The sequence below is a fragment of the Pedococcus dokdonensis genome (assembly GCF_900104525.1).
GTDB classification, from domain to species: domain Bacteria; phylum Actinomycetota; class Actinomycetes; order Actinomycetales; family Dermatophilaceae; genus Pedococcus; species Pedococcus dokdonensis.
Map to the genome: position 1 here is coordinate 1,724,397 of NZ_LT629711.1, position 24,281 is coordinate 1,748,677.

At 65.2% G+C, this 24,281-nt stretch carries 19 protein-coding genes; 12 read left to right on the plus strand and 7 right to left on the minus strand.

The genetic code is table 11. The annotated features are described in order from the left end of the window. Positions 1–38: 38 nt before the first annotated feature. The 7 genes from BLQ34_RS08275 to BLQ34_RS08305 all read left to right on the plus strand — a co-directional run bounded on the left by BLQ34_RS08275 (position 39) and on the right by BLQ34_RS08305 (position 7,887). On the plus strand, positions 39–1,112 hold the full coding sequence (locus BLQ34_RS08275) for a C40 family peptidase (protein WP_231961503.1): 1,074 nt from the start codon (positions 39–41) through the stop codon (positions 1,110–1,112). Next, positions 1,109–1,477, plus strand: a complete 369-nt coding sequence (locus BLQ34_RS08280) for a DUF6112 family protein (RefSeq protein WP_331712535.1) — start codon at positions 1,109–1,111, stop codon at positions 1,475–1,477. Before BLQ34_RS08275 ends, BLQ34_RS08280 begins: the two co-directional genes overlap by 4 nt. After that, positions 1,477–2,301: a hypothetical protein gene (locus BLQ34_RS18745; protein ID WP_157692948.1), complete on the plus strand. Its 825-nt coding sequence runs from the start codon at positions 1,477–1,479 to the stop codon at positions 2,299–2,301. The genes BLQ34_RS08280 and BLQ34_RS18745 overlap by 1 nt, the downstream gene beginning before the upstream one ends. Further along, positions 2,298–3,485, plus strand: coding sequence for a type IV secretion system protein (locus BLQ34_RS08290; protein ID WP_091783943.1), 1,188 nt, complete (start codon positions 2,298–2,300; stop codon positions 3,483–3,485). The genes BLQ34_RS18745 and BLQ34_RS08290 overlap by 4 nt, the downstream gene beginning before the upstream one ends. Further along, complete coding sequence (locus BLQ34_RS08295; protein WP_091783945.1) at positions 3,478–4,935, plus strand: SCO6880 family protein; 1,458 nt, start codon at positions 3,478–3,480, stop codon at positions 4,933–4,935. Before BLQ34_RS08290 ends, BLQ34_RS08295 begins: the two co-directional genes overlap by 8 nt. Before the next feature lie 166 nt (positions 4,936–5,101). Then, positions 5,102–6,337 (plus strand): ATP-binding protein, encoded by a 1,236-nt coding sequence (locus BLQ34_RS08300; protein ID WP_091783947.1) that lies wholly within the window; start codon positions 5,102–5,104, stop codon positions 6,335–6,337. Between the two features lie 341 nt (positions 6,338–6,678). Continuing rightward, on the plus strand, positions 6,679–7,887 hold the full coding sequence (locus BLQ34_RS08305) for an AbiH family protein (RefSeq protein ID WP_157692949.1): 1,209 nt from the start codon (positions 6,679–6,681) through the stop codon (positions 7,885–7,887). Positions 7,888–8,033: 146 nt separating this feature from the next. Here BLQ34_RS08305 and BLQ34_RS08310 read toward each other — a convergent pair whose 3' ends face one another. The 4 genes from BLQ34_RS08310 to BLQ34_RS08325 all read right to left on the minus strand — a co-directional run bounded on the left by BLQ34_RS08310 (position 8,034) and on the right by BLQ34_RS08325 (position 16,223). Then, a complete protein-coding gene (locus tag BLQ34_RS08310; protein ID WP_091783952.1) occupies positions 8,034–9,203 on the minus strand; it encodes a protein kinase family protein in 1,170 nt (389 codons plus the stop codon). A 198-nt stretch (positions 9,204–9,401) separates the two neighbouring features. Next, complete coding sequence (locus BLQ34_RS08315; protein ID WP_172829373.1) at positions 9,402–10,463, minus strand: IS110 family RNA-guided transposase; 1,062 nt, start codon at positions 10,461–10,463, stop codon at positions 9,402–9,404. A 464-nt stretch (positions 10,464–10,927) separates the two neighbouring features. Continuing rightward, positions 10,928–15,028 (minus strand): SIR2 family NAD-dependent protein deacylase, encoded by a 4,101-nt coding sequence (locus BLQ34_RS08320; RefSeq protein WP_157692950.1) that lies wholly within the window; start codon positions 15,026–15,028, stop codon positions 10,928–10,930. A 124-nt stretch (positions 15,029–15,152) separates the two neighbouring features. Next, positions 15,153–16,223: a DUF4238 domain-containing protein gene (locus BLQ34_RS08325; protein WP_331712536.1), complete on the minus strand. Its 1,071-nt coding sequence runs from the start codon at positions 16,221–16,223 to the stop codon at positions 15,153–15,155. Positions 16,224–16,669: 446 nt separating this feature from the next. Between BLQ34_RS08325 and BLQ34_RS08330 the strand changes: the two genes are divergently transcribed. Continuing rightward, the gene (locus tag BLQ34_RS08330) at positions 16,670–17,170 is read left to right on the plus strand and encodes a hypothetical protein (protein ID WP_091783960.1); all 501 of its coding nucleotides are present in this window, start codon (positions 16,670–16,672) and stop codon (positions 17,168–17,170) included. Positions 17,171–17,285: 115 nt separating this feature from the next. Here the strand turns inward: BLQ34_RS08330 and BLQ34_RS08335 are convergent, their stop codons facing one another. Continuing rightward, positions 17,286–17,771: a hypothetical protein gene (locus tag BLQ34_RS08335; RefSeq protein ID WP_157692951.1), complete on the minus strand. Its 486-nt coding sequence runs from the start codon at positions 17,769–17,771 to the stop codon at positions 17,286–17,288. 570 nt (positions 17,772–18,341) lie between these two features. Here BLQ34_RS08335 and BLQ34_RS08340 point away from each other — a divergent pair. From BLQ34_RS08340 to BLQ34_RS08350, 3 genes are read left to right on the plus strand one after another with little or no spacing between them, the layout of a single operon-like run. Then, positions 18,342–19,772, plus strand: coding sequence for a type IV secretory system conjugative DNA transfer family protein (locus BLQ34_RS08340; protein WP_269457328.1), 1,431 nt, complete (start codon positions 18,342–18,344; stop codon positions 19,770–19,772). Next, positions 19,750–20,154, plus strand: coding sequence for a hypothetical protein (locus BLQ34_RS08345; protein ID WP_091783967.1), 405 nt, complete (start codon positions 19,750–19,752; stop codon positions 20,152–20,154). Before BLQ34_RS08340 ends, BLQ34_RS08345 begins: the two co-directional genes overlap by 23 nt. Before the next feature lie 14 nt (positions 20,155–20,168). Continuing rightward, positions 20,169–20,546, plus strand: a complete 378-nt coding sequence (locus BLQ34_RS08350; protein ID WP_091783969.1) for a hypothetical protein — start codon at positions 20,169–20,171, stop codon at positions 20,544–20,546. Positions 20,547–20,705: 159 nt separating this feature from the next. On the opposite strand, the gene BLQ34_RS08355 is transcribed toward BLQ34_RS08350, so the two are convergent. After that, the gene (locus BLQ34_RS08355; RefSeq protein WP_091783972.1) at positions 20,706–21,041 is read right to left on the minus strand and encodes a histone-like nucleoid-structuring protein Lsr2; all 336 of its coding nucleotides are present in this window, start codon (positions 21,039–21,041) and stop codon (positions 20,706–20,708) included. 291 nt (positions 21,042–21,332) lie between these two features. Next, entirely contained in the window at positions 21,333–21,794 is a 462-nt protein-coding gene (locus BLQ34_RS08360; RefSeq protein WP_157692952.1) for a hypothetical protein, read from the minus strand. Between the two features lie 289 nt (positions 21,795–22,083). Between BLQ34_RS08360 and BLQ34_RS08365 the strand changes: the two genes are divergently transcribed. Next, positions 22,084–23,727, plus strand: a complete 1,644-nt coding sequence (locus tag BLQ34_RS08365) for a hypothetical protein (protein WP_197674800.1) — start codon at positions 22,084–22,086, stop codon at positions 23,725–23,727. Positions 23,728–24,281 lie beyond the last annotated feature (554 nt).

Genomic DNA, 24,281 nt, shown 5'->3' on the forward strand with positions numbered 1-24,281 from the left:
CCCTGCGTATGTTGCCCCTTGTTGCCGGTTGACCTGACGTGCCGATTGCCAAGTTGACCACCGCCGCGCTTGCGCTACTGCTCGGACTTATCGGTGCCGTGCTACTTCTCGTCTGCGTGGCTAGCACGGACTCGACGCGCCTGCCGATCTGTGCAACTTCCGGCCCCGTCAGCGGCCTATCCGTGGTCCAGGCCCAGAACGCGCGCACGATCGCGGCCACCGCACTGGATCGTGGCGGTCAGCGGGCTGCGCTCATAGCCGTGGCGGTGGCCCTCGCGGAGTCGGACCTGCGGGTTTTGGGCAATCCAAGCGTGGTGGACGCGAACCTGGTGCCCAACCAGGGCCTCGGGTCCGACCACGACTCCGTGGGTCTGTTCCAGCAGCGCGCTAGCTGGGGCAGCGCCGCTGCTCGCATGGACCCGGTGACCTCGACGAATGCATTTCTCGACGCGCTATTCGCCGTGGACGGGTGGTCCTCACTGCCGCCTTGGGTCGCCGCTCAGCAGGTGCAACGCTCCGCCTTCGACGGTCGGCCGGCAACGGCCAACCACGGCTCGACGGTGTACGGCGGAAACTACCTCGCGCAGCTGTCCCTCGCCGATCAGGTCCTTGAGGCCATCGAAGAGCCGTCGTCCACAGATTCCTGTGCAGGCATTGACAACGTGAACAACATCGTGGCCTCGGGTGGACCGGGTCATGGACTCCCAGCTGACTACGAGCTCCCACTAGGTGTCTCGCCTGCTGCGAGGATCGCGGTCAGCTACGCGCTTGCCCAGCGCGGAAAGCCGTACCTATGGGGAGGGACCGGACCCGACCGGTTCGACTGTTCTGGACTGACCATGTCCGCGTGGGGAGTCGCCAGTCACCGGCTCGGGCGAACCACGTGGGATCAGATGAGGGACGGCACGCCCACCACGATCGCCCGCTTGCGTCCGGGCGACCTCGTGCTCACTCCTGGCAGCGGAGGCTCCCTCGCTTCGCCCGCGCACATGGGTATGTACATCGGCGATGGCCTCGTCGTCCAGGCCCCCAAGACCGGTGACGTCGTCAAGGTGACGCCCCTGTCCGCGTTCACCTCCAGGGGCATCTCTGCCCTGAGGCACATCGCGTGAGCGACGAATGCTGCCCCCTCACCATCCGTAGACCAATCACGCGCGGGATCGGCCCGCCACCACCAGAGAGAGGCAAGGTCATGGTTGTTCCATCAATCGATGTTCAGCCCAACGGCGACGGGCTTCCAGGCATCACTGCGCTGAGCCACATGGTTGGCGCGCTGCTCACCTTCGGACTGGTGGCCGCCGTTGCCGGGGTGGCAATCGCAGCAATCACGTGGGCGATCGGCTCGAACTCCTCCAACCCCCACATCGCCGGGCGTGGCAAGAACGGCGTACTTGTCGCCGGCGCGGCCGCCCTGCTCATCGGCGCTGCCAACACCTTGGTCAACTTCTTCAACAACGCTGGAGCGGCGATCCACTGATGTCCAGGTATCCACGTTCTCGAACGCGGTTCCGCGTCGTCGGCGCGACGGTCGCCATCCTCACCGTGCTAGTCGCGAGCACTGTCCTTGGGGTCTCCTTCGTGATGGGCGACGAACGCGAGGGTGCCACCCAGCACAGGGAAGTCACCCAATCTCCATCCCCGCCCACAGCTACTCACACTGGCGAACCCCGCACTGCGGCGGAGCAACCCGGCATACGAAACGGCGAGCTCGATGCGGATATCGCAAGGCTTCGCGCGTTACCCGCGACGGCCACTGGCTCCCCGCTACCGAGAATCGATGGCGATGCGACGCAGCAGCCGGACCTTTACGCGGCTGAGTTCACTCGACGGCTGCTGACCCAGAACTACGGCAAGTCGCGGCAGGCATGGCTGTCGTGGGTACAGAGCGAGTCAGCCCGCACAGAGGAGCCACTTGTGGTGGGACTCGTCCCGCCCGAGCTACGGGATAGGTGGGCGGTGTTCTCGGTGAGCGACGTGACCGACAGCGCGGCTCCGATTCCGACAGCGGAGGAGTGGGCAAGGCTTTCCCAGCAGTCCGGCCGGACCACGGTCCTGGTGCAGCGCGTCAGCGAACCAATGGCGTGGACCAACGCAGTCGAAGCCGGACGAATCACCGACCCGGGCATCACCGCGCGCATCGTCAGTGCCGAAGTGACCCTGACGACTGAGATCGACGGACGCACGCGCCGCGACGTGAACAGCGTCGAGCTTGGCCTCGAGTTCGAAGGTCCTCCGACCCGCGACGCCTGGGGTTTCGTTGGCGCCGTCACCTACACCGCAATCCCCTTGGGGTCGTCATGAGGTGTGACGGCCTGCAGAAGCTCGACCCGCTCTGCCAAGCCGGCCAATACATCCAAGGTCAGGCGAACAACGCCGTCGACAGCGCGTTCACCCGCGTCGCCAACTCTTTCAGCGAGGTCGCGATGAACGCCACGACCTGGCTGTGGCAGCAGATCAACGACGCGACCACCCTCGACCTGCAGGACCCCAAGCTGCTCCGCGAGATCGGCACCAGCGCGGCAATCGCTGCCGTACTGTGCCTCGGCCTGTTCGTCATCCAGGTCGTCACTTCGGTGCTGCGTCGCGAGCCGGGCGGTCTCGCCCGCGCCGTGTCGGGACTGGCCGTCAGCTTTGTCGGTTCCGCCCTCGCCATCGCGGCCACCCGCACACTGCTCGGGGTGGTCGACGCGCTGAGCGCCGGCCATGTACAACACGCGCTGGGCACCAACGTCGAAGGCCTCGGGGAGAAGTTCGCGTTCGCACAACTGGGTAACGTCCAGGCTCCCGCCGCAACGCTCCTCCTATCACTGGTGATCCTCATCGCCGTGGTCATGGTTTGGGTCGCGATGATGGTCCGCAAGATGGTGCTGATCATCGCCGCCGTCCTCGCCCCACTCGCGTTCGCGGGCGCCACTGCGGACATCACCCGAGCGTGGGTGCGGCGCTGGGTCGAGTTCGTCTGCGCGATGGTCGTGTCCAAGCTGCTGCTGGTCATCATCCTCAGCATCGGGCTCGCGGTGTTCAACGGCAGTGGGCAGGACGGCAGCGGCGCAGGCCAGGGCGCAACCCAACTCGCCGCCGGGTCGCTGATCCTCATGATGGGCGGCTTCGCGCCGTGGATGGCGATGCGGATGTTCTCTTTCGCCGGCGACACCATCCACGCCGCCCACGCCAGCGTCGGACAGGTCACCGCTGGCGGACAGGCTGTCATCGCCGCTCCGCAAAAGGTGTCCTCGATGGCCTGGACCGCCAGCTCGCTCGGGAGCATGGCCCGCGGTCGCCCGGGCATGGTTGGCCAAACGCCGGCGGCTCAAGTGGGCGGTCCACGACAGAGTTCCTCGCTGGTCAGCACCAGCGGCGCACCGCAGGCTCCCCCGAAGTTCGATGTCGGCCGCGCCCAGGTGGCCCAACCCGCACCGGCCAAGACGGTCAACCCGCCCCCTGAGCAGTCGCAGATCAGGTCCCCAGGAGCAAGCCATGACTGACACCGCACCCGTCGCCCCGGCCGCCGCCACCGTGCGATTCGGTCGACTCCCCCAGCGTGGTCTGCTGCTCGGCTTCTCCGCGCCTCGAGTGCTCTGCGTTGCCGGAGCGGCCGCTACCGCCATCCCCATGCTCTTCACCACCGGCATGCTCGGCGTCGCGGCGTCCGCGCCGTTGTGGCTCACCTTCTTGGTCCTCGCGTTTGCACCTTGGCACGGGCGTCCCGCGATCGAAACGCTGCCCACTGCCGGCCACTATCTATGGCGTCGCTCATTTGGCCAGACCAAACATCGGGCACGGCCATCCACGCCAAGACCGGCCGGCACCATGGCCCTTCCCGGCGACCTCGCCGCGCTCCGCTTCCACATTGACGAGGACACCGGCACAGCGATGGTCCACGACCCACACGCTGGCACCCTGACGGCAGTCGCACTCATCCGCCACCCGGCCTACGTCCTGCTATCCGCGGAGGAGCAGACCCGTCGCGTGCACGGCTGGGGGCGCGCCCTCGCCACCCTGGCCAACTCCGGCACCATCGCCCGCATCCAGATCCTCGAGATCTCCCTGCCGGACTCGGGCCAGGGCATCACTGGCTGGTGGGCGACGCATGGACACAAGGACACCAGCCAATGGGCAGTTAGGGAGTACGAGGAACTCATGCGCACCTGCGCCCCGTCCGCCAGCACCCATCGCACCCTCATTGCCCTGTCCCTCGACATGAGAGCCGCCCGCAGCAGCATCCGACGCCGCGGACGGGGACTCGTCGGAGCGGCGGCTGCGCTGCGTCAGGAGATGAGCTCGCTCGAGGCCGGTCTGCGCGCCGCTGAGCTCCACCTCGCTTGCTGGCTCGACGAACCCGAACTCTCCGCCACGCTGCGCACCGCCTACGACCCTGCCCACGACGCCTCCACGAACGGCGGGTCACGATCGCTAGCGACGGCGGGGCCTTTGGCCGTGGACGAACACTGGGATCACCTGCGACACGACACCGGGCGGTCGGCCGTCCTGTGGGTCAACGAGTGGCCGCGAGTCGACGCAGCGCCATCGTTCCTCCACGCCCTGGTCTTCCGCCCGGGCGTCCGCAAGACCCTCTCGATCACCGCGACCCCAGTCGCCACCGCCGTTGCGATGAGAGACATCCGTCGCTCCAAGGTCGAGTACGCCACCGACGCGACCCAGAAGGCACGCATCGGCGCCCTCGCCAACCTGTCCGACGAAGCCGAATGGTGCGACGTCATCGACCGCGAACGCGCCCTGCTCAACGGCCACGCCGACCTTCGATTCACCGGGCTCGTCGCGGTCACCGCGCCATCACAGGACGAGCTCGAGGCCGCTGTCGCAGAAATGGAGCGGGCCGCCATCCAGAGCGGATGCGAAACCCGTCGCCTGTTCGGCCAACAAGCGCGCGCGTATGCCGCCGCTGCGCTGCCTCTGGCGCGCAAGGTCAGCTGAGCGCGCCATGGGACTAGGGCTGAAGAGACACCAGCGCTCCTCGACCGCGCCGGTCCGCGGGCTTTCACCGTCGACGGCGGTTCCTCCACCCGCCGGCGAGCGGGGGCCCGACGCGCTCCGGGCCGTTCGACGTCTCAGGCTTCCAACGCACCGGGCCACGTCAGACGTGCTGGCCGGTGCCTACCCATTCCTCGCCGAAGCCGGTCTGGGCAACGAAGGTGTGTATGTCGGTCAGGACGCGTGGTCCGGTGGCGGATTCTGTTTCGACCCGTGGGAGCTCTACCGCCAAGGTGTCCTGACCAACCCCAACTGCCTGCTCGCGGGCGTCGTTGGGAAGGGCAAGTCCTGCCTCGCTAAGTCGCTTGCCACTCGGTCCATCGCATTCGGCCGACGCGTGTACGTCCCCGGGGACCCCAAGGGTGAATGGTCTGTCGTGGCGCGCGCAGTCGGCGGAGCTGCGATTCAGCTCGGAGGGGGCACGCCCAATCGACTCAACCCGCTGGACCCTGGGCCGCGCCCAAACAGCCTGGCGAACGAACAGTGGGCTCAGCTCGTCCAGAGCAGACGTCGAGTGCTCCTCGGATGCCTTGCCGAGTCAGCGCTCGCCCGACCTCTCGCATCCGTCGAGCACACAGCACTCGACGCCGCCCTCCACGAAGCGATCGCCGGGGCCGATGTGCCGACGTTGCCCCGGGTCGTCGATGCTCTGCACTCCCCCACCGACGCAGTCCCTGGCGCAACCAAGGAAGAGCTCACCAGGGACGGACGCGACCTCGCCCACGCCCTGCGCCGCCTGGTGAAGGGCGACCTCGCCGGATTGTTCGACGGTCCCTCGACCGTCACCTTCGACCCCGCGCTGCCGATGATCTCGTTGGACCTCTCGCAGATTCAGGGTTCCGACCAGCTGATCGCCATGGTGATGACCTGCACCTCCGCGTGGATGGAGGCCGCCCTGACCGATGCAGAGGGCGGGCAACGCTGGGTGATCTACGACGAAGCCTGGCGCCTCATGCGCCAGCCCGCACTACTCGCACGAATGCAGTCCCAGTGGAAGCTCTCGCGCGGGCTCGGTATCGCGAACCTGCTCATCGTGCACCGGCTCTCTGACCTCGACGCGGTCGGCGACGCAGACTCCGAAGCACGCGCCCTGGCACGCGGGCTCCTTGGCGACTGCTCCACCAAGATCGTCTACCAGCAGGAGGTCTCCGAGGCGTCGCGCACCGCCCGGGAACTTGGTCTGACCAGCGCAGAGCGGCAGCAGCTCCCCGATCTTCAACAGGGAGAAGGACTCTGGCGAGTCGGACAACGCTCGTTCGTCGTGAGCCACGCAGTAACCACGAACGAGCTTGCCGCCTTCAACACCGATGTCCGCATGACCTCGCTTGCAAGGGATCGCTTCTGACCGATCCCCAGGAAGCAAGGTTCATGCCTGACACGTTTGCTCTCGTGCGACGTGCTTGCCCATCACCCTCGCGGACAGGGGTGCCCCCTTCGATTTCAATAGGACGCAGTGTCAGCGGCCCTGCATTTCCCGAGGGAGGAGCATCACACCGCCCACTTAGACGCACGGTCGAAGCGTCGCGACACGCTCCAACTCCGACCGGACGTAGCAGTGCATCAGTGAGTCGACCGCACGAGTCGGTCGGCTTCGCACTGGCGGCTAACGATCGGCCGACGGGCCAGAGAACCACGCGCCGTCGGTCGCCGACCGAATCCCCAGGGCCCCGCTCTATGATCACCCGCATGGCCGCGGTACGCGCAGACGCCTCGGGCCGCGAGAGACAAACAGGACCGGGCATGGGGTATCGCAGATTCACGACCGCCGAGTATTCGAGGCTGAGGAACCAGCACAACATCATGGTGCTGGTGGGCAATGGCTTCGACATCCAAGTCACTCGGCGCTACGAGTCCCGCTTCTCGCCCCGCTACCCAGCCTTCTACCACTACCTCCTGTCTCGCGACTTCGACTCCTCAAACCTTGTCGTCCGGCAGATGGCTACCGCCAAAGAGGAGGGTCGGGAGAACTGGAGTGACGTCGAAGCAGCGATCGGGCGCCTCATCACAATTGAGGGTGGCTGGCACTCGGCTGACGCCGTCTACGAGGCGATCCTCGCCATCCAGGCAGCATTCTCGGAGTACCTGGAGCTCGTCGCTCCGCCCGACCTGCTCGCCCGCGTCGGCAAGGACTCAGCGCAGGGCTCATTGGCCGTGAAATCAATGGCGGACTTCATCGGGGACGTCGCGAGCCGGTCTCCGACCTTCGGTTCCTTCGCCTTCCCCGGCGATACCGACCATTACGACCTGTTCAACTACCTGTTCGTCAACTTCAATTACACACCTCTGCTCGACGATTACGTCTTCCGCGACGCCCAGCAGTTCCGACCACAAGCGCACAAGTATGCCGACCGGAACTTCCAGTTCAGGCCCAACCCAACTAATCATCCCGACGGGTCTGGAAACCACGAGACAAGTTGGTCGAGCTACGTCCGCAGTGAGGTCATTCATCCTCACGGAGAGCAGCCGATTCCGCGGTCGCTGCTGTTCGGGATCGACGCACCTGACAACCTTGCCCCAGGCATCGACCCTCATCGGCAACTCATGAAGCCGTACTGGGCCATGAACAGAATCGAGTACGGCCACCTGTTCTGCGACACTCGGCTGTTCATCATCTTCGGTTGCTCGCTTGGCGAATCGGACGGCTGGTGGTGGCGACGCGTCTACGAAGCGCTAAACCGCCAGACCGAGGACGGAACGCCCCAGAGCGAACTCATCATTTACTGGTGGAGCCCCGTAGCCAACCCTGCCGCCAGGGACGAGATACTCGAAACCTTCTTCGCGGGCGTCGGGCGAGGCTCGGACGAACACGAACACGAGCGCGTGAGCGTTGGGGACCGGATCCAGGTCGTGCCTTACACCGACGAGAGGCCGCCGGCCTTCCTCGCCACACCCTAAGGTCGACGGTGATGCTCAGAGACCGCGGAACTGGGTCGTACCGCGGTCAGCTGGGCGGCCCTGCTCCTCGGTCGGGATATTTGATCGGTTCACTGCCACCGTTGCTTGAGGACCACACGACCAGCCAGCTCCGAGAGCTCAGCGCGCTACGCGGTCGTCTGAATGGGAGAAGCATCCAGCTTCTCGACATCGGCTATCAGTTCGGTGACGGCTTGGTAGCGCTGGCCGACGTCGTTGACGGCGCATTTGTGGATGATGCGGCCCACCTCGTCCGTCGCCGGCGGAAGAGATTCTCGGCCAGTGAAGATGTAGGCGAGGACGTGCCCGATGGCGTATATCTCGTTCACAACCCCGTAGTCCTTGAAGCTGCTAAGGGTGGGATCGCGAACGGTCCCCTTCATCTCGGTCTGCGTCCGAGTGAACTCGCTTGTCTGGTCCTTCACCAGTCCGAAGTCCGAGAGCTTGACCAGGACAGCGCCAGAGTCGAAGACCTTCAACAGGATGTTTTGAAGGCTGACGTCACGGTGAAGCAGACTTTCGTGATGCAGGTAGTTCACACCGTAGAGGAACTGCAACGCAATGCGCTTTCGCGCGGCGAAGGGCATGGTGCCATTCTTCTTGCGTATGTAATCGCGCAGGGTGGTGTCGCAGAACTCCATGCGGTACTCGTTGCGGACGTCGTCGTAGCGATAGACCTCCACCACGTATGGGAAGCTCAGCCTTTTGAGGACCGCGAACTCCTGCTTGAAGCGTTCGAGGTCTCGTTCGTCTAGGTCTCTCTTCGCCCGCTTGACAGCGAAGTTGATGCCGTAGTCAGGGTCGAGGTAGGAGTAAACGTGGGCGAAGGACCCGCTGCCCACCATCTTCAACTCCACGGACTCGTCATGCTTCTTCAGCTTGACGTGCTTTGCCGCATGGACGAATACCGGTTCGTAGGCAATGACCTCGATGGGTGCGAAGTCGTCAGGCACGACACTGCCGCCACTCGGGGAAAGCCAGGGCCGGCAACGCTCCAGTGCATCCTGGTAGATGTCGGCAAACTCGACCTCCACCCCGGCGCGCCGCAAAGTGTGGAGGTCGGTCTTGATCTCTTGGATAAGGGATAGGAGGGCACGGCTGTTGTCAGCCCAATAGTGGTGGGTGGTCTCGGCCCGTCCGTTGACATCGGTGAAGTGCTCGTTCAGCCGTTCGTGGAGGACCGCGAACATGTGACCCCACTCAGGGTCGTCATATAGGCGATCAAATGCTCGTGACGAGGGCACCGCCTCGTACTTCTCCCGTAGATCCGTCAGCATCAACTCGACCGGATTGGCCATCGGATTCCCCTTTCAGAGGGAAACCCTATGCCCCGTCCGATCTCGGCACGACGACTTCCGAGTGACTTCGGGCCAACCTTGCGCGCCCGACTGCCCGACCGCCGTTCGTACCTCGGAACCCGCGATGAGACGCCGTCCCCGCGAATGTACGTCGCCGTGGCTGCTTCCTGGGTGGACCTGCGACGCTCCTATGCTTCGTCAAGCAGTTGCTGCCCCGCTTTCAAGTAGGCGGTAGAGGTCGCGTGCGACGTAGCGGGCAAGGCAGCGTTTGATCTCTCGGCCCGTCTTGCCTTCGGCAGTACGGCGAGCGACGTAGTCGCGGGTGGCGGGTTGGTACTGGATTCGGATCTGGACCACGGTGTGCAGTGCGTTGTTGAGCTGGCGGTCGCCGTAGCGGTTCAGCCGGTACCGGGTGGTGACTTGGCCGCTGTTGGCGGGGATCGGTGCCACGCCGGCGAGCATCGCGAACGCGGCCTCGGAGTGGATCCGGCCTGGGTGGGACCAGGCGCACAACACCGTGGCGGCCACGATCGGTCCGACGCCGAACTCCTGGAGCAGGTCAGGGCGCCAGCTGCGGATGATGGCCAGCATCGCTTTCTGCAGCTCTCGTGCCTCTTTCAGCATCGCGTGCGCGCGACGAGCCAAGGTCCGCAACGCCACCACGGTGCTGGTCGTCTCGGTGTCCCAGGCAGCGTGCACGCGCAGGTTCGCGGCGGTGTTGAGCATCGTGGCGAGCTTCTGACGACGGAACCTGACTCGGATAGGTTCGGGTGCTGCAATGACCAGGCTGAATACCTGCAGCTGGGCCTCGGTGGAGGCATTGATCGCTGAGCGGCGAGCAGCCAAGAGCACTGACAATGCTTGGCGTTCGCCTCCGGTGCGCGGAGTTCCCAACCGCGGTCGCGCCATCGCCTCACGCGCAGCTCGGATCGCATCAAGAGGATCCGACTTCGCGCCGTTGCGACGCGCAGCCCGCTTCGGGCGATCCAGCTCAATGACGATCTCCGACATCTCCAGCAGGTGACGGCTCAGACCGGCGCCGTGACCACTGGTCCCCTCGATCGCCCAGGCCCGCAGCATCGGGTGGTTGTTGGCGAACTCCACCAGTTCGGCGTAGCCCTCGACCGTCGCTTCGACGGTGATCTCGTCGAGGACACCGCCAGTCGCAGCATCGACCACGGCCGCGGAGTGGGTGTGGACGTGGGTGTCGACGCCGATGACGACATCGACCACCTCGCGCAGATCGGTCAGACTGTTCATGCGTTCTCTCCTTCGCTGGACGGGACGTGGTTCCGGTCCGGGACGAAGGCTCGGCAGGACTGTGATGAGACACATCCGGCGCCGCTAACGCCGGGTGGTCAAGCTCCTGATCAGGCCAGCTCCTCCAACCGGGCCGGGGCCGGTGACCACGAGCGGACAGGTCGCAGCATGGCACAAAGCCAGTTACACCGGGGGTCACACCCGCGGTCACCAACCACAGCCCAGCACCTTCAGGCTGCGTTGGCGATCCTCACAGTCACACCGCCGCGTCTGCTCGCCCACAATGACCGGGGACTGCCGATTCCTAGTTCCGCCCGCGTGTCACGCTGCCGCCCTGCGTCGATCAAGGGATCTGGCGTCAGAGTCGTTCGCCGAGTACTGCCCATGCCGAGAGCGACTTTCGTCACGGCTGTCGCCTGACCCTGTCGGCTAGCGCCGAGGCTCGGTCGTGTGCCTGGTCGGCTTCATTGCTTCGAAGGCGAACGCGGCACAGTTCTGACGACGAGAGCGGTCAAGTCGGAGTCGGGGAAAGAAGGTGTTCCTGCCGCCTGATCGACAAGGGACGTTAGCGCGATGCGTCGCTCGTAGTACAGGAATGAGGCCGAGGGGATCTCTGCGTCGCGCGCCAGTCGTTCCCACACCTGCGGCGCGCCATGGCCAGCCGTACGGTCGAATGCACGACAAATGGGCTCTAGGTCGTTGTTCTCGACCCCAGCTATCAGCGCCGCTCGGACCAGGGCAGCGAGCGGCTCGGTCGACTCGTTGCACCGGATGAATGAGACCCACTCCTCGTCGTAGGCCCGAGGGTGGCGCGTAATGGTTGAGGGATCCTCCGCCACCACCGCGAGCAGGCGTCGCTCGGCGTCGCAATCGCCCAGGCGCACAAGGACGGGATCCACCCACGCGGCACCGGGGTGCGCACCACCCCAATCTCTGACGTGCTGTACGCCCACACGTTCCGCTACGGCCAAAGCAGCAGCCATCTGCTCACCGAGGCGCACCTGGTCCACGTCGAGTGCTCCCAGGACGCGATCGCCGAGCTGCGGGGTCCACGGACCGGGGAGCACATCGACTAGGCGCCGCAACCGAGCAGAGGTCATGTCCGAGAGGCTTGGCGCCACAAGGTCGTGCGCAGCCGGGCTCCAATTCTTGGCAAGCCAAGGCTCAAGATCGCGATCCGTCCAGTCGAGAAGGAAGGTGAACAGCTGAGCGCACTCCCCCGGATCAAGAGCCCGATCCTGCTCCGCACTGACCAACAGCCCCCGGGTGACCGACATCGACGCTGACTGCGTGACAGGGTCGAATGCAGTGGCGACGCGGTCGTCCGCAAAGACGTCAGCCAAATCAGGAGCAGGGAGTGCCGCAGCGGAACCACGAAGTAGGTGCACCTGGCGCTCTACACGGCGTCCCGTATGGCGCGCCACGGGCCATGGTGCGGGATTGCGCCAGCGCTCAAGTGTCCGCTCGAGGATCGGCACCATGAATGTCGCCGAACTCAGGTCAAGCCCAGGGCCTTCAGGAGGCAGCCCGAGGGCGGCCAACGACGGGGTGTCCGGCTTTCGGAGCTGTTCGAGGACAGCGCTGACCTGTTCCTCGTTCAGCGCACCGATGAGTCGCCAACCGACCCCAAGATCGCGCTCTTCGCTCACTGAGTGGGTCAGCAATGTGAGGATGGAGGCGACAGGGTCTTGGGCGAGGATGTCGGCGGCGTCATCGGCCCAGCGTGATTCTTGGTCGTCACGCAGAGCGACAATGTGCGCGAGCGCGACGACGTCATCGCGCGGCCACGGGTCTCTAGGTCCCGCGCCGCGGTCCTCGGTGAGCTCGTCGTAGAGGATGGTGTCGAACGGCTCACTGTCGCGCAGGATCTCCAGGAGCTTGCTTCGGTCAAACCGACGGGTTAGGCACATCATGGCGTGCTGCCGCGCCTTGCCGGAGGCTGACTGAGCGATCTCGATGCTGCGGCCCTCGGGAGCCAGATCGACAGCGACGCCGATCAGAGTCTCGGTGGCCATATCGTCGCGGTCGTGGTGCAGCGCCTGATCTGCCATGTCCTCGATGTAGGCGTTGAAGAGGTCCGCGTGCTCATCCAGGTTGTTGAAGAGCGTCTCGAGGCTCCAGCCGGCGGCGGCTGCGCGCCGGCGTACGACCGGGTCGGGGTCGCGCACTGCGCGAGCAAGCGCAGGAAGCAGTTCATCGAGGGGCAGGACGAGGAGGGCAACGTCGACAGCGTTGCCCCTCGTTGTGCGCTCGTCGTCGATGAGTGCAGCCCTGATCTTGTCACCGAAGCCGGGTGGAACGCCCGCATGCAACAGACGTGCGAGCGCATACGAATCGCCTGTTCCGTTGCCGATGGTCGCTCGTCGCTCGAACCAGACGCGGCGGGCGAGGTACGTGCCCCAGATCAGATCGACGGCGGCCGCGCGCTGCTCGGAGGTTGCGTCCGTCCTTGTACCACGAGCAGCCAGGGTCGAGTCGTACTTCGCGACCGTCTCGACCCAGGACGGATCGGTGGCCGCCGGAAGAAGCAGTTCGATGACGTTCACCCACGTGGACTGCACAGCTCGAACCGGGTTGCCGTCGGTGTCGGGCTCATCAAGCTCGACGAGAACGCGTTTGCGGAGAAGGGCAAGACCAGCCTCGCCCGCATCCAGCAGCGCTCGCGCGGCACGGGCCTCCTTCATGACGTTGGCCGGGAAGCGAACGACACCTTCGGCGTCACGCAGCAGCGCTCGAGAGACGAGTTCACCGATGGTCTGCTCGTCTGGCTCGATTCCGTCCAGGTCGCGGTGCAGGTCGGACGCGACGAGTCCCGCGACGGTCACCGATGTGACGCCAGCGAGCTGCATCGCCAGTGCGAGGCGGTCGAGCCAGACTCGGACATCATCGGCGCTAGCTTCGATGCGCGTGTCAGAGCCGAGGCGCTCGTCGGCCATCGAGCAGATCAGCTCGAGAGCGGTCTTCGGCAGGGGTACGCCAGTGAAGACGCGGCCGACCGCCGCCGCGGCGTAGATCGGCACTTGAATCAGCTCACCGATGTCGCCGGTGTCGGGCAGCGCTGCCTGAAGCTGGTCGGGACTCACACCACGCGCGGTCGCGTACTCGTTGACCCAGGTCATGTCGGTCATGGGGGTCCAGCGAGCGAAGGTCTCCTGCTCGGTGAGCTCAGGCAGCGGTCGCGACCCCAGCACAAAGCGGTGCTGAGGATAGGCGGCCGCGACTTCGCTCAGAAGACGGATGAGATCCGGACGGCTCGGCGAGGGCACTTCGTCTAGCCCGTCGAGGGCGAAGACGTAGGCGCCGTCGCGCAGGCGTGCCTCGGTCAGTTTCGGAACCCCGCTACGAGCGGCACGCGCTGAGTTCATTCCTGAGACGAAGCGCTTGCCCGCATCCGTCCAGGCAGTCCGAACGTTGAAGGTAGAGAGGACCTGCAGGAGGGCCGGTACGGGTGATCGCCTGACAATCTGGACGAGTTCCTGGCTCTTACCAGCACCTCCCTCAGCTTCTATGACGATGTTTGAGGTGGTCGCGTCGAGGTCGTCGGTGCGGATTGACCCGTACTGCCAGACCTTCGCCATGTACGCACCCCGGCCCCCGGAGCTACTGACCTGCTCGGCCTCGGCCATGGGCAGGGGAAGGTAGTGAGGATCGATTTCGTCGTCGGTGATGACCAACGCCTCGTCGACGGTTTCGGAGACCGCCGGGCCAGAGATCGCGGACGCCGCTCGCACGGCCGCCTGGTACTCCCGCTGGGGATCCTCGATCTGCACGACGCGCAGATGAGCCTTGCTTTCAAGGTCCTCCTTGAAGGCGACCGCGTTGACATCGCCAAGGTCAACCGCGGTGGTCAGAAGCAGGTGCGGCCTCTTCCTCGGCGCACGCGCAGCATCGATAGACCAGCGAAGGTCGCGGCGGATGTGCTCCTCGCGCTCAGCCAGGCTGTGGCCCAGGAACACGAAGGTGTGGGTGGAGGCAAGTGCGCGAAGCAGCAACTGGGATCGCTCGTTGCCGAGCATCGCGGCGTAGGAGGCATCGGTGAGCACGATCGTCGAGGGATCGGTACAGATACCGTGCAGGTGCAGGACACGCAATGTGCCGTCGCGGGGGGCAAGAGCGGTGTCGAACTCGTCGAGGGTGAGCGACTGGACAGGTCTGCGGGCGGCCCGCGCGGCGTTCTCAATGGCTAGGTCGTAGTTAGTGGTGATGATGAGACCCGAGCGGACCTTCGACAGGGCGAGCAGAGCAGGTGTCGTCCGCAACTCGGACTCTTCGTAGAGGCGTGCGGTCTCGCTCGAGACCCACTCCTCGCCGAGGGTGGCCGATATCAGGTCGATGACCGCGAACTCGTTTGTCGCACAGTCGCGTGGCACCACAGAACCATCGGCTTCAGCTCGTTCGATGAGGTGGTCGATGAGGGCCATGAAGCTGGGGGCCCCGGCCTCGACAGTAAGACCGGCGCCGACAACTGGGACGATATTCGCGTGGTCAGCGCGGAGCTGGGTGTAGAACGCGCGCTCATTGATCGGCTCTGGACTCTCGCGATCCGCCACCGGATAGCGCGCCATGATCACATTCTCCCGCATAGGGGGATGAAATCGGGTCGGGAAGGACGTGCAGACCGCCTAGAGACCCGCGCCTTCCACCCGCGGTGGGCAGCATCGGAGCGGGCAGACCTGCCTCCTGACGACATCACTTCTGCATGTTCTTGTAGTCGTTCATGGCGCGCTCGAGTGTCGCCATCATTCCCTCTGCTGTGTCGATCGCCTCAACGTCTGTTAGGCCGTCGCGCGCCGAAGGAGGCGCCTCGGACGGGTGATCCCATGTGTGTCTCTCTAACCAACGTCGCTCAATCCCATACTCAGGAGAAAGCGCGTCGTACTGGATAAGGGATCGAGTCCCTCCGGTGCCTTGACGTGACCTGCGCATCTTCAGCGCATCGGCAACCCGACTCCTGTCCCGAGGGTCGTGGTCGGGATGCCAGAGCAGATGCCGGTGAGCGGACTCGATAATCAGGGCGTTCAATGCAATTGCCAGTCCACCAGGAAGATTGATGAAGTGGTCTCGCATGAGTCGTGCTCGTTCGCGGTGGAGAGCGCCTGGCAAGAACAAGAATCGATGTGAATCCAGGGGGACATAGATATCCCAATAGGTTGACGCCCTGGCAGGGTCATCATTGTCGTCCGCGTTGACGATGTGCACCGGTGAGTCCGAGGTGAAGAGACAGAGATTCGTGAAGCCGAAACCCCATGGGCGCATGTAGATCAACCACGCCAGGGGCGCCAAGGCTTCCACGATGTAGGCGAGATGGAGGTCGGCACGCCCGAGACTCCGCCCGGGCTTGAGGCCCTCTCCCTCCAGCCGCCAGACCCGCTCTCGCTGCGGATTGGTGCGCAGCGTCTGTGCGGCCAACCACCAAGCAATCGACGACCGGGTCCCGGTGTCGGGGGGCCATTGGTTGGGAAAGGCGTTATCCCTTGGAGAAGTGCCCGTGTCGAGAATGCGCCGGAAGGCCGGAGTCGCATCGGACTCGATGCGCGTCAGAAGCTCTTCGACGTCGTGGTGTGGAACACCGTCTGGATCTACTCCCCAATAGAATCCCTTCTCCGACCCGACGTTTCGCGTGCTGGTGACAAAGGATTCTTCCGCCGCCTTCTCGACGAGGGCCGCCGCGATGCGGTCCTCACGGCCACCCAGCTTGGCGAACCGCTTCAGATACATGCGAGGGACGATGTGATCGTTCGTTGCGCTTGGCACAATCACTCCTCAATCCTGAACGCATGGGTTGCCGTTGCCTGGATGGACATCGTCGCCATTCGGCAGTGGCTGGCCTGCCGCCTTCGACCCCGAGGCCATGATCATAGGGATCGCCGGGGCCCGAGGAACACGACCATCCTCCGCCCCAAAGTCATCGCCGTAAGGCACACTCAATCCATGGCAGACGAACAACCGCCCCCGCCGCCACCCACACCGCCTCAGGAACCGGCGCCGCGTGACTGGGTCAGCACAGAGTACGTCCGCGAGTCTCCGCGTCCTCCGCGGCATGAACCCAGGCCCGAGACGAAGTAGGTCGCCCGTGGCTGACGAAGAGCAGACGCCCAAGCCTGAGCAGCAGCCTGAGGCACCCGCAGGGCGGGAATGGATCTCGACAGAGCGCGTAAAGGGAAGCCAGCCTCCCCCTACGACCGGCCGACGGCGCACTGATAACGATGGACAGTGAGCAAGGCTTCGTCTACTCCGGATTCATCGCCGATCAACTCGGGTGGGAACGTGCCCGTCAAGCGTCCCTGGACGAGCGCGGTGGCAAGTTGCAGCAGGCCGCCAGCCTCACGGCCGGCCTCATCGTGGCGGCGTTAGGTGCCCTCACGGGCGCCACGGCCGAGCTCAATGCCTGGTCCCTTGGGCTTTTCGTAGGCACGATCATCATCCTGGCGCTCGCGTTTCTGTTTGGCGTACTAACGACGCGGTTGGTTGACTATGAGGTAGCAGACACGCAGACGTTGCGTCATATGACCGACGATCATTGGAAAGACAACGTGGTGGACAGTCGCAGCGTGGTCGCATGGCTGAATGCGACGACTATCGCGAGCCTGAGACAGGGGAACAACTTCAAAGCCAGCCGTCTCCATCGCGGCATCGTCTGCCAAGGCATTGGTGTGGCTCTGGGCGCGGCCACCTTTGCGGCGGCCGCCGTGCCGAAACTGACCTAGCTCACGTAGCTACGGGAGAATGCGTGGTTCCGCCACGAGCGGATCTGGTCGTCAACCCCTAGGGCCAAGGACACCAGGTACCGCCCATACCCACGCGCGCCACCTCATGGCTGGTTTACGCGAGCAAGTCCTCGCGGAGAGACGGCATGAGAGTGAAGATGTTGCCCGACTCCCCTGCCCCCAACTCCACTCTCGTGCCGTCGCGGTACGTCAGTTCGACCGATGTCCGGTAGCGCCAAGAACCGTTGCTTTCGCCGCCCCAAGCATCAGGACCGTTGTCGTAACCATTGGAGGTCGGGACTTCGATCCGATCAAGATCGGAACGGCGAATCAAGCGCACAGTCACGGCGCCGTCATCGTCCCGTGATCCTGGCCAACGGCGCTCCCGCACGTTTGCAAGGTTCGCCACGACGAGTACTCGCTGGCCGAAGACTGCGAGCGTGCCGATTAGGCCGTCGCCCTCTTCGTTCTTGGCGTAGCGGACCGTCGACTCGACCCAAACGATCTGCGCGTCATCCCCAATCAACGCGGCAATCCGCTCGAGCAGGTGCTTTGGCACGCCCAGTCGGGTGCCGCGAGGGCCCCGGACCATGCTGTTCATCCCACGGAGCCATTCCTCGTGCGGTCCGTCCTCCTCGTCTCCCTGTGTCATCCCATTTTCCCCTTTCTTCCTCTCCCGCGCCTTGAGGAGACTCCCGACCACAGGTTTCCAGCAGGCACTGACAGTGGTTGTGTTCCGCGCCCGACCGCGCCTTGCCGCCGCGAAATCGCATTCCCTCGACCCCCGTTGCGTCGTCCCACTTTGCCCCCATAGGGCCGTTGACCAGTCATCGGATCTTCCGGAGGAGCGAAGGTGTCGCAAGGTCGAGGTGTTGTATCTGACAACGCGGTGGCTGCCGCGGTGTTGTTCGGTGGGTTGCTGTGGGGCACTCTCTGGGCTGGCGCCGCATCGAGCACGGCCCTGTCCGGACACGGCTGGCTAAAGCCACGGGTGGCGCCACCCTTCCTTGCGCTCACCCAGCCGTCAGACCCGGCTCATGGGTGGGACTCGCCCGTCGGTCCGAGTTGGCTGTATTGGGCAATGACGGCACTGGAACTTGCCATGACCGTGGCTGGCGCCCTCCTGCTCCGACACCACACGAAGGCAGGTCCAGAGGCGGTGGGATCGGGGATGCAGGGGACCGCCAGGCCGGGCGAGATTGCCCGATCGGCCGGTGCCCGGCGACTGAGCAGAAGGGCGGAGGTCTTGCGCCCTGGACTCGTCAGCCCATCGGTCAACGATCTGGGCCACGAACTCGGCCGCGCAGGTAGTCGGATCTGTTACGCCTCGATCGAGGACTCGGTAGTCCTGCTCGGTCCACCCCGCTCGGGCAAGGGACTTCACCTGGTCATCCCGATGATCCTGGACTCGCCGGGCGCGGTGATCACCACGAGCACCCGGCCCGACAACCTCACCGCCACGCTTCGAGCTCGTCACCGCAAGGGTCCGGTGGCGCTATTCGACCCGCAAGGGCTCGCTCGCGGCATACCGTCGGCCACCCGCTGGTCACCCATCCGTGGGTGCGAGGACCCGCACATCGCCATGGTCCGGGCCAAGGCGCTGACCTCCGGCACCGCCGCAGGCACCACCGACTCGAACTTCTGGCAGGCATCTGCTGAGCAGGCGGTCCGGTGTTTGCTGCATGCCGCCGCGCTGGCTGGGTGTTCTCCGACTGACCTGTACCGCTGGTCCCTTTCGGCCGTTCACGCCCGCGAAGCAGCCATGACCCTAGCCACTCACCCGCACGCAGCCACGGGATGGCACGAAGCGCTCGAGTCGATCACGAATTCCGATCCACGCCAACGCGATTCCGTCTGGTCGATGGTCACCATCGCCTTCTCGGCGATGGCCGACCCTCGGGTACTCGATGCCCTCTCCCCCGCACCCCACGAACACTTCGACCCCGAACGGTTCCTCCGCCAGCAGGGCACCGTTTACCTGCTCGGCACCTCCACCGGCACGACCGCCACCGCGGGCATCGTCGGCGCATTCGTCGAAGACGTCGCCGAAGCCGCCCGCCGACTCGCCGCCCGCTCCCCCGGCTCCCGGCTCGACCCGCCGCTTGCGCTGATCCTCGACGAGGCCGCCAACTACCCGCTGCCCTCGCTGCCATCCTTGATGTCCGAAGGCGGCGGCACCAGCATCTCCACCATCATCGCCCTTCAGTCCCTGTCCCAGGCCCGCGCCGTGTGGGGCGAACATGCCGCCAACGCGATCTGGGACGCCGCCATCGTCAAGGTCGTCCTCGGCGGCGGCTCCAACGCCCGCGACCTGGAGGACCTGTCCACGCTCATCGGCCAACGCCCCGAAAGCCAGACCTCCACCAGCACCGGACCGGACGGCCGGCGCAGCACGTCCACCAGCTCCCACCAAGTGCCGATTCTCGAGCCCGGCCGGCTACGTACCCTGCAGTTCGGGACCGCGGTCCTGCTGTTGCGCTCTGCCCGCCCGGTCGTCCTGACCCTTCGTCCGTGGATCAAACGCAAGGACGCCAAAACCCTGCAGGCTCACCGCTTGGAGCTCGAGGAGGCGATGCATCGTGCGCACGCCACGGCGCCGTGACCGGCGCAACCTCATCCGTCGGCGGGCGGTCTACGACGCCTACCTCGCCTCCCACGCCTGGCGAGACCGCCGCAAGGCTTGGTATGCCGCGTGGCTCACCCAGCGCGGCATCTCACCAGCCTGCCTGGTGTGCGACCGCGAATGGAGCCTGCGGAACGGACACCTGCACCACCTGACCTACTTGCGCATCGGCGACGAAGACGACCGCGACCTCGTGCCGCTGTGCGCCAGGCACCACCGTCGGCTGCACGAGGTCATGGAAAGGTCTACCCACTGGCGAACGCTTGGACGAGAGCAAGCAAGCCTCCGGATCATCACCCTACTTCGACGCACGCACCTCAACTCCAACCGGAGTGGTACCTCGGCGGTGACCAACTCGTGACAGCTCAGGAACCCATGGCCTTTGACGCGGTTCCGCTCGGTGACGCGTTCGGGCAACTCGATGGGCCAGTGCACCTGCCGTCGCTGACGGCACGCGAGCGGGAACGCGTCATGGCGCAGCTGCGTGAGTGGGTCACCGTCCTGGTCCGGCGCTTCGCGATCGAGCCCCGTGTGATCCCGCCATGCTGGGAGCAGCACAACGGCATGGTCGAGGCGCTCTTCGCACTGAAGGACCACGAACGCGCCTGCTATGCGGAGACCGCATCACCAACCGCAGCCGTCGAATGGTTCCACGCCTTCCGCGAGATCGAGGCCAGACTTATGAGCCTCGGAGGCTTGACCCAGTGCACCGTGCACGAGCACCGGCCAAGCCACACGCAGGCGTGGGCCTGAATCTGCGGTTCAAGTGTCACCTCGGCGATCATGCATCGCTACACGCAAATCAACTTGGCGTACGGATGCTGCGTTACGACGAAGTCGGGGAGTTTCGCGTCCGGCGACGGCGGCCGTATGCCGCACCATGCACGGTACGTGAGCCTGGGCGCTCAAGGTCTATTGAGCTGTGTCGTATGCCTTTAGAACATCCGCACTGATCCGGCCGCGGTCGCTCACCTGATGACCGTTGTTCTTCGCCCATTCCCGCACGGCTGCAACGTCAGTGCGCGACTTTGCTCGAGATGAAGAACGAACGGCCTTGCCACGACGGCTCCGCTGGCCCTGCTCGGTCGCCTTTGCGATGTAGGGCTTGAGCGCCTTCTCTAGGGCTGCACGGTTCTTCGCGCTGAGATCGATCACCCAGCTCCTGCCGTTGAGGCTGAACGAGACCTCTTTTGCGTTGGTCGAACCGTCGAGGTCATCCGTGATGGTCACCGTCGTTTGCTTCGCCATGGAGAGAATGATTGCGGCTACCGGCCGGGATTGCTAATCAATGACCGTAATTTGCTTGGGCGAACCCTGCGCTGTCGCGCTTCGCGACGTCACCAACGCGTCGGCGCGAGGTAGGAGTGTTCAGCGCGGTCTCTGTCGCCGACGCCATCCCCCAGTCATCGGAACTCTTATGGTGCGGCCGAGCCGTAAGGCGGCGGAATGACCGCGGCTCCTGATCGTGTCGATAGGGCCGATGGCGGAGACGTCGTGTGTCTCGCAGGGCCCGGGATATGCACCCGTTCTGCGTCGGGCCTACTCGGCCACGACGGTGAGTCGCATCCCCGTGTTTGGATGGTAGCTCCAGCGGGCAGTGAAGCCCTTCCAGTCGTCAGTCTGTTGACCGTCTAAAGCTCTTGTGGAGTCCATATGGCTGATGATGTGTTGAGGGATGTCCAGAGCGCTCAGCACACACACCACCTCCGTGATGGTGTCACCACCCAGATCCTCTTCCCCCTTGGTGTCAAAACTAATGGCGGAACCGTCATCCTGAACGTTGGACGCGGCATTGCACGTGGCGGCTGCGCTTTCAATGGCGCTGGGTCGCCCAGATGACCAGCCCGCGATCGCCAAGACAGCGACTACCACAATGGCTCCTCCAAGCTTCGCTTGGTTGGCGCGATGGTCCCACCAGCGGGGCTGGCGCTCAGCCTTGGGTTGTAGCCACCGCGGCTGCGTTGCAGTGGGCGTGCCGAGGGCTTGATGGTCGTCTGTCATGTTGCCTTCTTTGGGCGGCATTGGCGGAATGAGGCATAGGCTGTCGGATTGGTCCGAGCACCTGCGCACGTTTCGGCCGTCACCCCTCCGAACGGTTGAGCGGACAGCGCCACTCATACGGTCTGGCTGTGCTCAGCCCGCGCAAGAGCGCGAGGGTCCTGACCCGACTAGCGGCGATAGGACCTACCTCGGAGGGCTTGCCCGGTCGGCAAGGGAGCTATGACCGTCGTCCCTGAGCGGGCCTCTCGACTCGCCTTGGAGGGTCGCCAATATCGCCGCGCTCCTCGCGGTGGGCGACGCTCCGAGTATCAGCGCCAACACTCGGCAGGAGACCCCAGTCCGAACACATCGGGTGAACCGGACCTCGAGGCGCCGCCCCGGCGGTACGGTCAGGCCCTGTCACTTCAGCAACCGCACCACCACGCAGGGGGAGAGCATGGCCGAGCAGACCTGGCACGAAGCACGATTGATCCCAACCTCGGGCATCAATGGCGCGGAGGAGCAGGAGCGTCGCGCCACGTCCGCCCTGCTGGCTGTGATGACCGCCGTGAAGGAGTACGGCCGCGGACTCGTCAAGCCACTCGGCGCCCCGGCCGGGATCATCGAGACCTACATCGAAGTCCCCTTCATCTTTGGGGAGAGGAAGCTCTACCCCGACGGACTCATCAGAGTCTCCCGCGGGACCAAGTCGTGGACTGCCCTGGTGGAAGTCAAGACCGGCAGCAACGAGCTCGCGACCGAACAGCTGGAGAACTACCTCGATATCGCGCGCGAGCAAAGTTTCGACGCCGTCATCACCATCAGCAACGAGATCCCAGCCGTCGCAGGGCAGCACCCGACCAAGGTCGACAAGCGCAAGCTCCGCAAGGTCGAGCTGCACCACCTGTCCTGGTCCCAGGTGCTCGCTGAGGCCGTGATGCAGAAGGAGTTCCGCGGCGTCGCCGACCCCGACCAGGCGTGGATTCTGGGCGAGCTCATCCGCTACCTCGAGCACGACCGATCCGGTGCGATGGACATGGATGACATGGGCGAGTCCTGGACCGGCGTGCGCGACGCCGTCGCCGCCGGCACGCTGCGGCCCAACGACAAGGGCATCGCCAGCGTCGTCGCACGGTTTGATGCGCTACTGCGGTTCGCCAGCCTCAACCTCGGCAAACGCCTGGGCACCGAGGTTGTGCCGGTTCTTACCCGCAAGGAGCTGACCGACCCCGCCCTGCGGGCCCAAGCCCTGACCCAGCAGCTGTGCGCCAACGGTCAGCTGTCCGGCGCCATCCGCATCCCCGACACGGTCGGCCAGCTGGTCGTCACGGCGGACCTGCGCTCCGGCCGGGTCAGCTGCCACGTCGACCTCGACGCCCCCCGAGACGGACGCCCAACCACCCGAGTGAACTGGCTCGTGCGGCAGCTGAAGAATGCGCCAGAGACCGCCCGTGTGGAGTGCTTCGTGGCCCACTCGCGTGGGTCCAGCGCGGCAGAGCTCCTGCGCACCGTCAGGGAGACCCCAGCCGTGCTGGTCACGGACCCGGCCAAGGACATCCGGTCCTTTAGGGTGGCCACCTCGAGCACGCTTGGCACCAAGCGCGGCCGCGGCCGCGGAGCGTTCATCGACTCCGTCCTGGCCGCGATTGACTCGTTCTACGCGGAGGTTCTCGGGGACCTCAAGGCGTGGGCCGCGGCGCCGCCGAAGTTGCGTCAGGCGTCACCGGAGGAGACGGAGGACATCGAGCGCACAACGCCATCGTCCCTGGCCTCGACGGACTACTCCTCTCAGGACGGCCCGGCGCCCGCCGACGCAGCCCAAGCCACTTCCACTTTGCCGCCGGAGCACAACAGTCTCCAGGATGCGACAGCCTCCTCAGGCGACCTCGGCCAGACGGACTCCCCAAATGAGTCGGGGGACGCCCGGCCCGAAGCCCCTGACATCACCTGGTGACTGTTTGACCGGTTTCACGGTGGGTGGCTCGGCAGGCACGGACGTCCACCTCCAGTTGTCGTCCACACCCGCGCGGGTACTCCGCCGACGGCGTGAGGGAGTCAGAGCACGACGACCCCGAGGTCACGGCCCGCATCCTTGGGAGAGTCGTCTAGATCAGAGGTACGGCGACCACTTGTCGAGTGCCGAAGACTGCACCGTGTAGCTCATGGATCGCGCACCAAGGGCCGATGAGCACTCCTCGGTGTCCTTCCGCTCGGTCATAGCGGGGCCGCAAGCGTTCTCTAGATCGGCCTCGACCACCAACTGGAGCGCGGCCTTCATGTCCCGCTCCGTACACGACGATGCCGACGCGGTCGACCCAAGAGGAGCCGGCGTGACCGGCAGTCGGATGTTAGGCGAACCATTATCGGCAGGTCGGGAACCAGGCCAGAGCGCTGCCCGCCTCGCGGCGCAATGACGCAGCGAGCGACATGACCCGTCGAGCTCGGAGTTGCGCCGTCCGTGGAAATCTCCGTCCAGCTGCAACGAGACGCCCCTCATTACGTCCCTGC

What these genes read in the sequence shown, in the direction of transcription:
- BLQ34_RS18745 (WP_157692948.1), top strand. Translation starts at nt 1,477, where the DNA reads ATGTCCAGGTATCCACGTTCTCGAACGCGGTTCCGCGTCGTCGGCGCG.
- BLQ34_RS08290 (WP_091783943.1), top strand. Translation starts at nt 2,298, where the DNA reads ATGAGGTGTGACGGCCTGCAGAAGCTCGACCCGCTCTGCCAAGCCGGC.
- BLQ34_RS08295 (WP_091783945.1), top strand. Translation starts at nt 3,478, where the DNA reads ATGACTGACACCGCACCCGTCGCCCCGGCCGCCGCCACCGTGCGATTC.
- BLQ34_RS08305 (WP_157692949.1), top strand. Translation starts at nt 6,679, where the DNA reads ATGGCCGCGGTACGCGCAGACGCCTCGGGCCGCGAGAGACAAACAGGA.
- BLQ34_RS08310 (WP_091783952.1), bottom strand. Translation starts at nt 9,203, where the DNA reads ATGGCCAATCCGGTCGAGTTGATGCTGACGGATCTACGGGAGAAGTAC.
- BLQ34_RS08315 (WP_172829373.1), bottom strand. Translation starts at nt 10,463, where the DNA reads ATGAACAGTCTGACCGATCTGCGCGAGGTGGTCGATGTCGTCATCGGC.
- BLQ34_RS08320 (WP_157692950.1), bottom strand. Translation starts at nt 15,028, where the DNA reads ATGGCGCGCTATCCGGTGGCGGATCGCGAGAGTCCAGAGCCGATCAAT.
- BLQ34_RS08330 (WP_091783960.1), top strand. Translation starts at nt 16,670, where the DNA reads ATGGACAGTGAGCAAGGCTTCGTCTACTCCGGATTCATCGCCGATCAA.
- BLQ34_RS08335 (WP_157692951.1), bottom strand. Translation starts at nt 17,771, where the DNA reads ATGAACAGCATGGTCCGGGGCCCTCGCGGCACCCGACTGGGCGTGCCA.
- BLQ34_RS08340 (WP_269457328.1), top strand. Translation starts at nt 18,342, where the DNA reads ATGCAGGGGACCGCCAGGCCGGGCGAGATTGCCCGATCGGCCGGTGCC.
- BLQ34_RS08350 (WP_091783969.1), top strand. Translation starts at nt 20,169, where the DNA reads ATGGCCTTTGACGCGGTTCCGCTCGGTGACGCGTTCGGGCAACTCGAT.
- BLQ34_RS08355 (WP_091783972.1), bottom strand. Translation starts at nt 21,041, where the DNA reads ATGGCGAAGCAAACGACGGTGACCATCACGGATGACCTCGACGGTTCG.
- BLQ34_RS08360 (WP_157692952.1), bottom strand. Translation starts at nt 21,794, where the DNA reads ATGACAGACGACCATCAAGCCCTCGGCACGCCCACTGCAACGCAGCCG.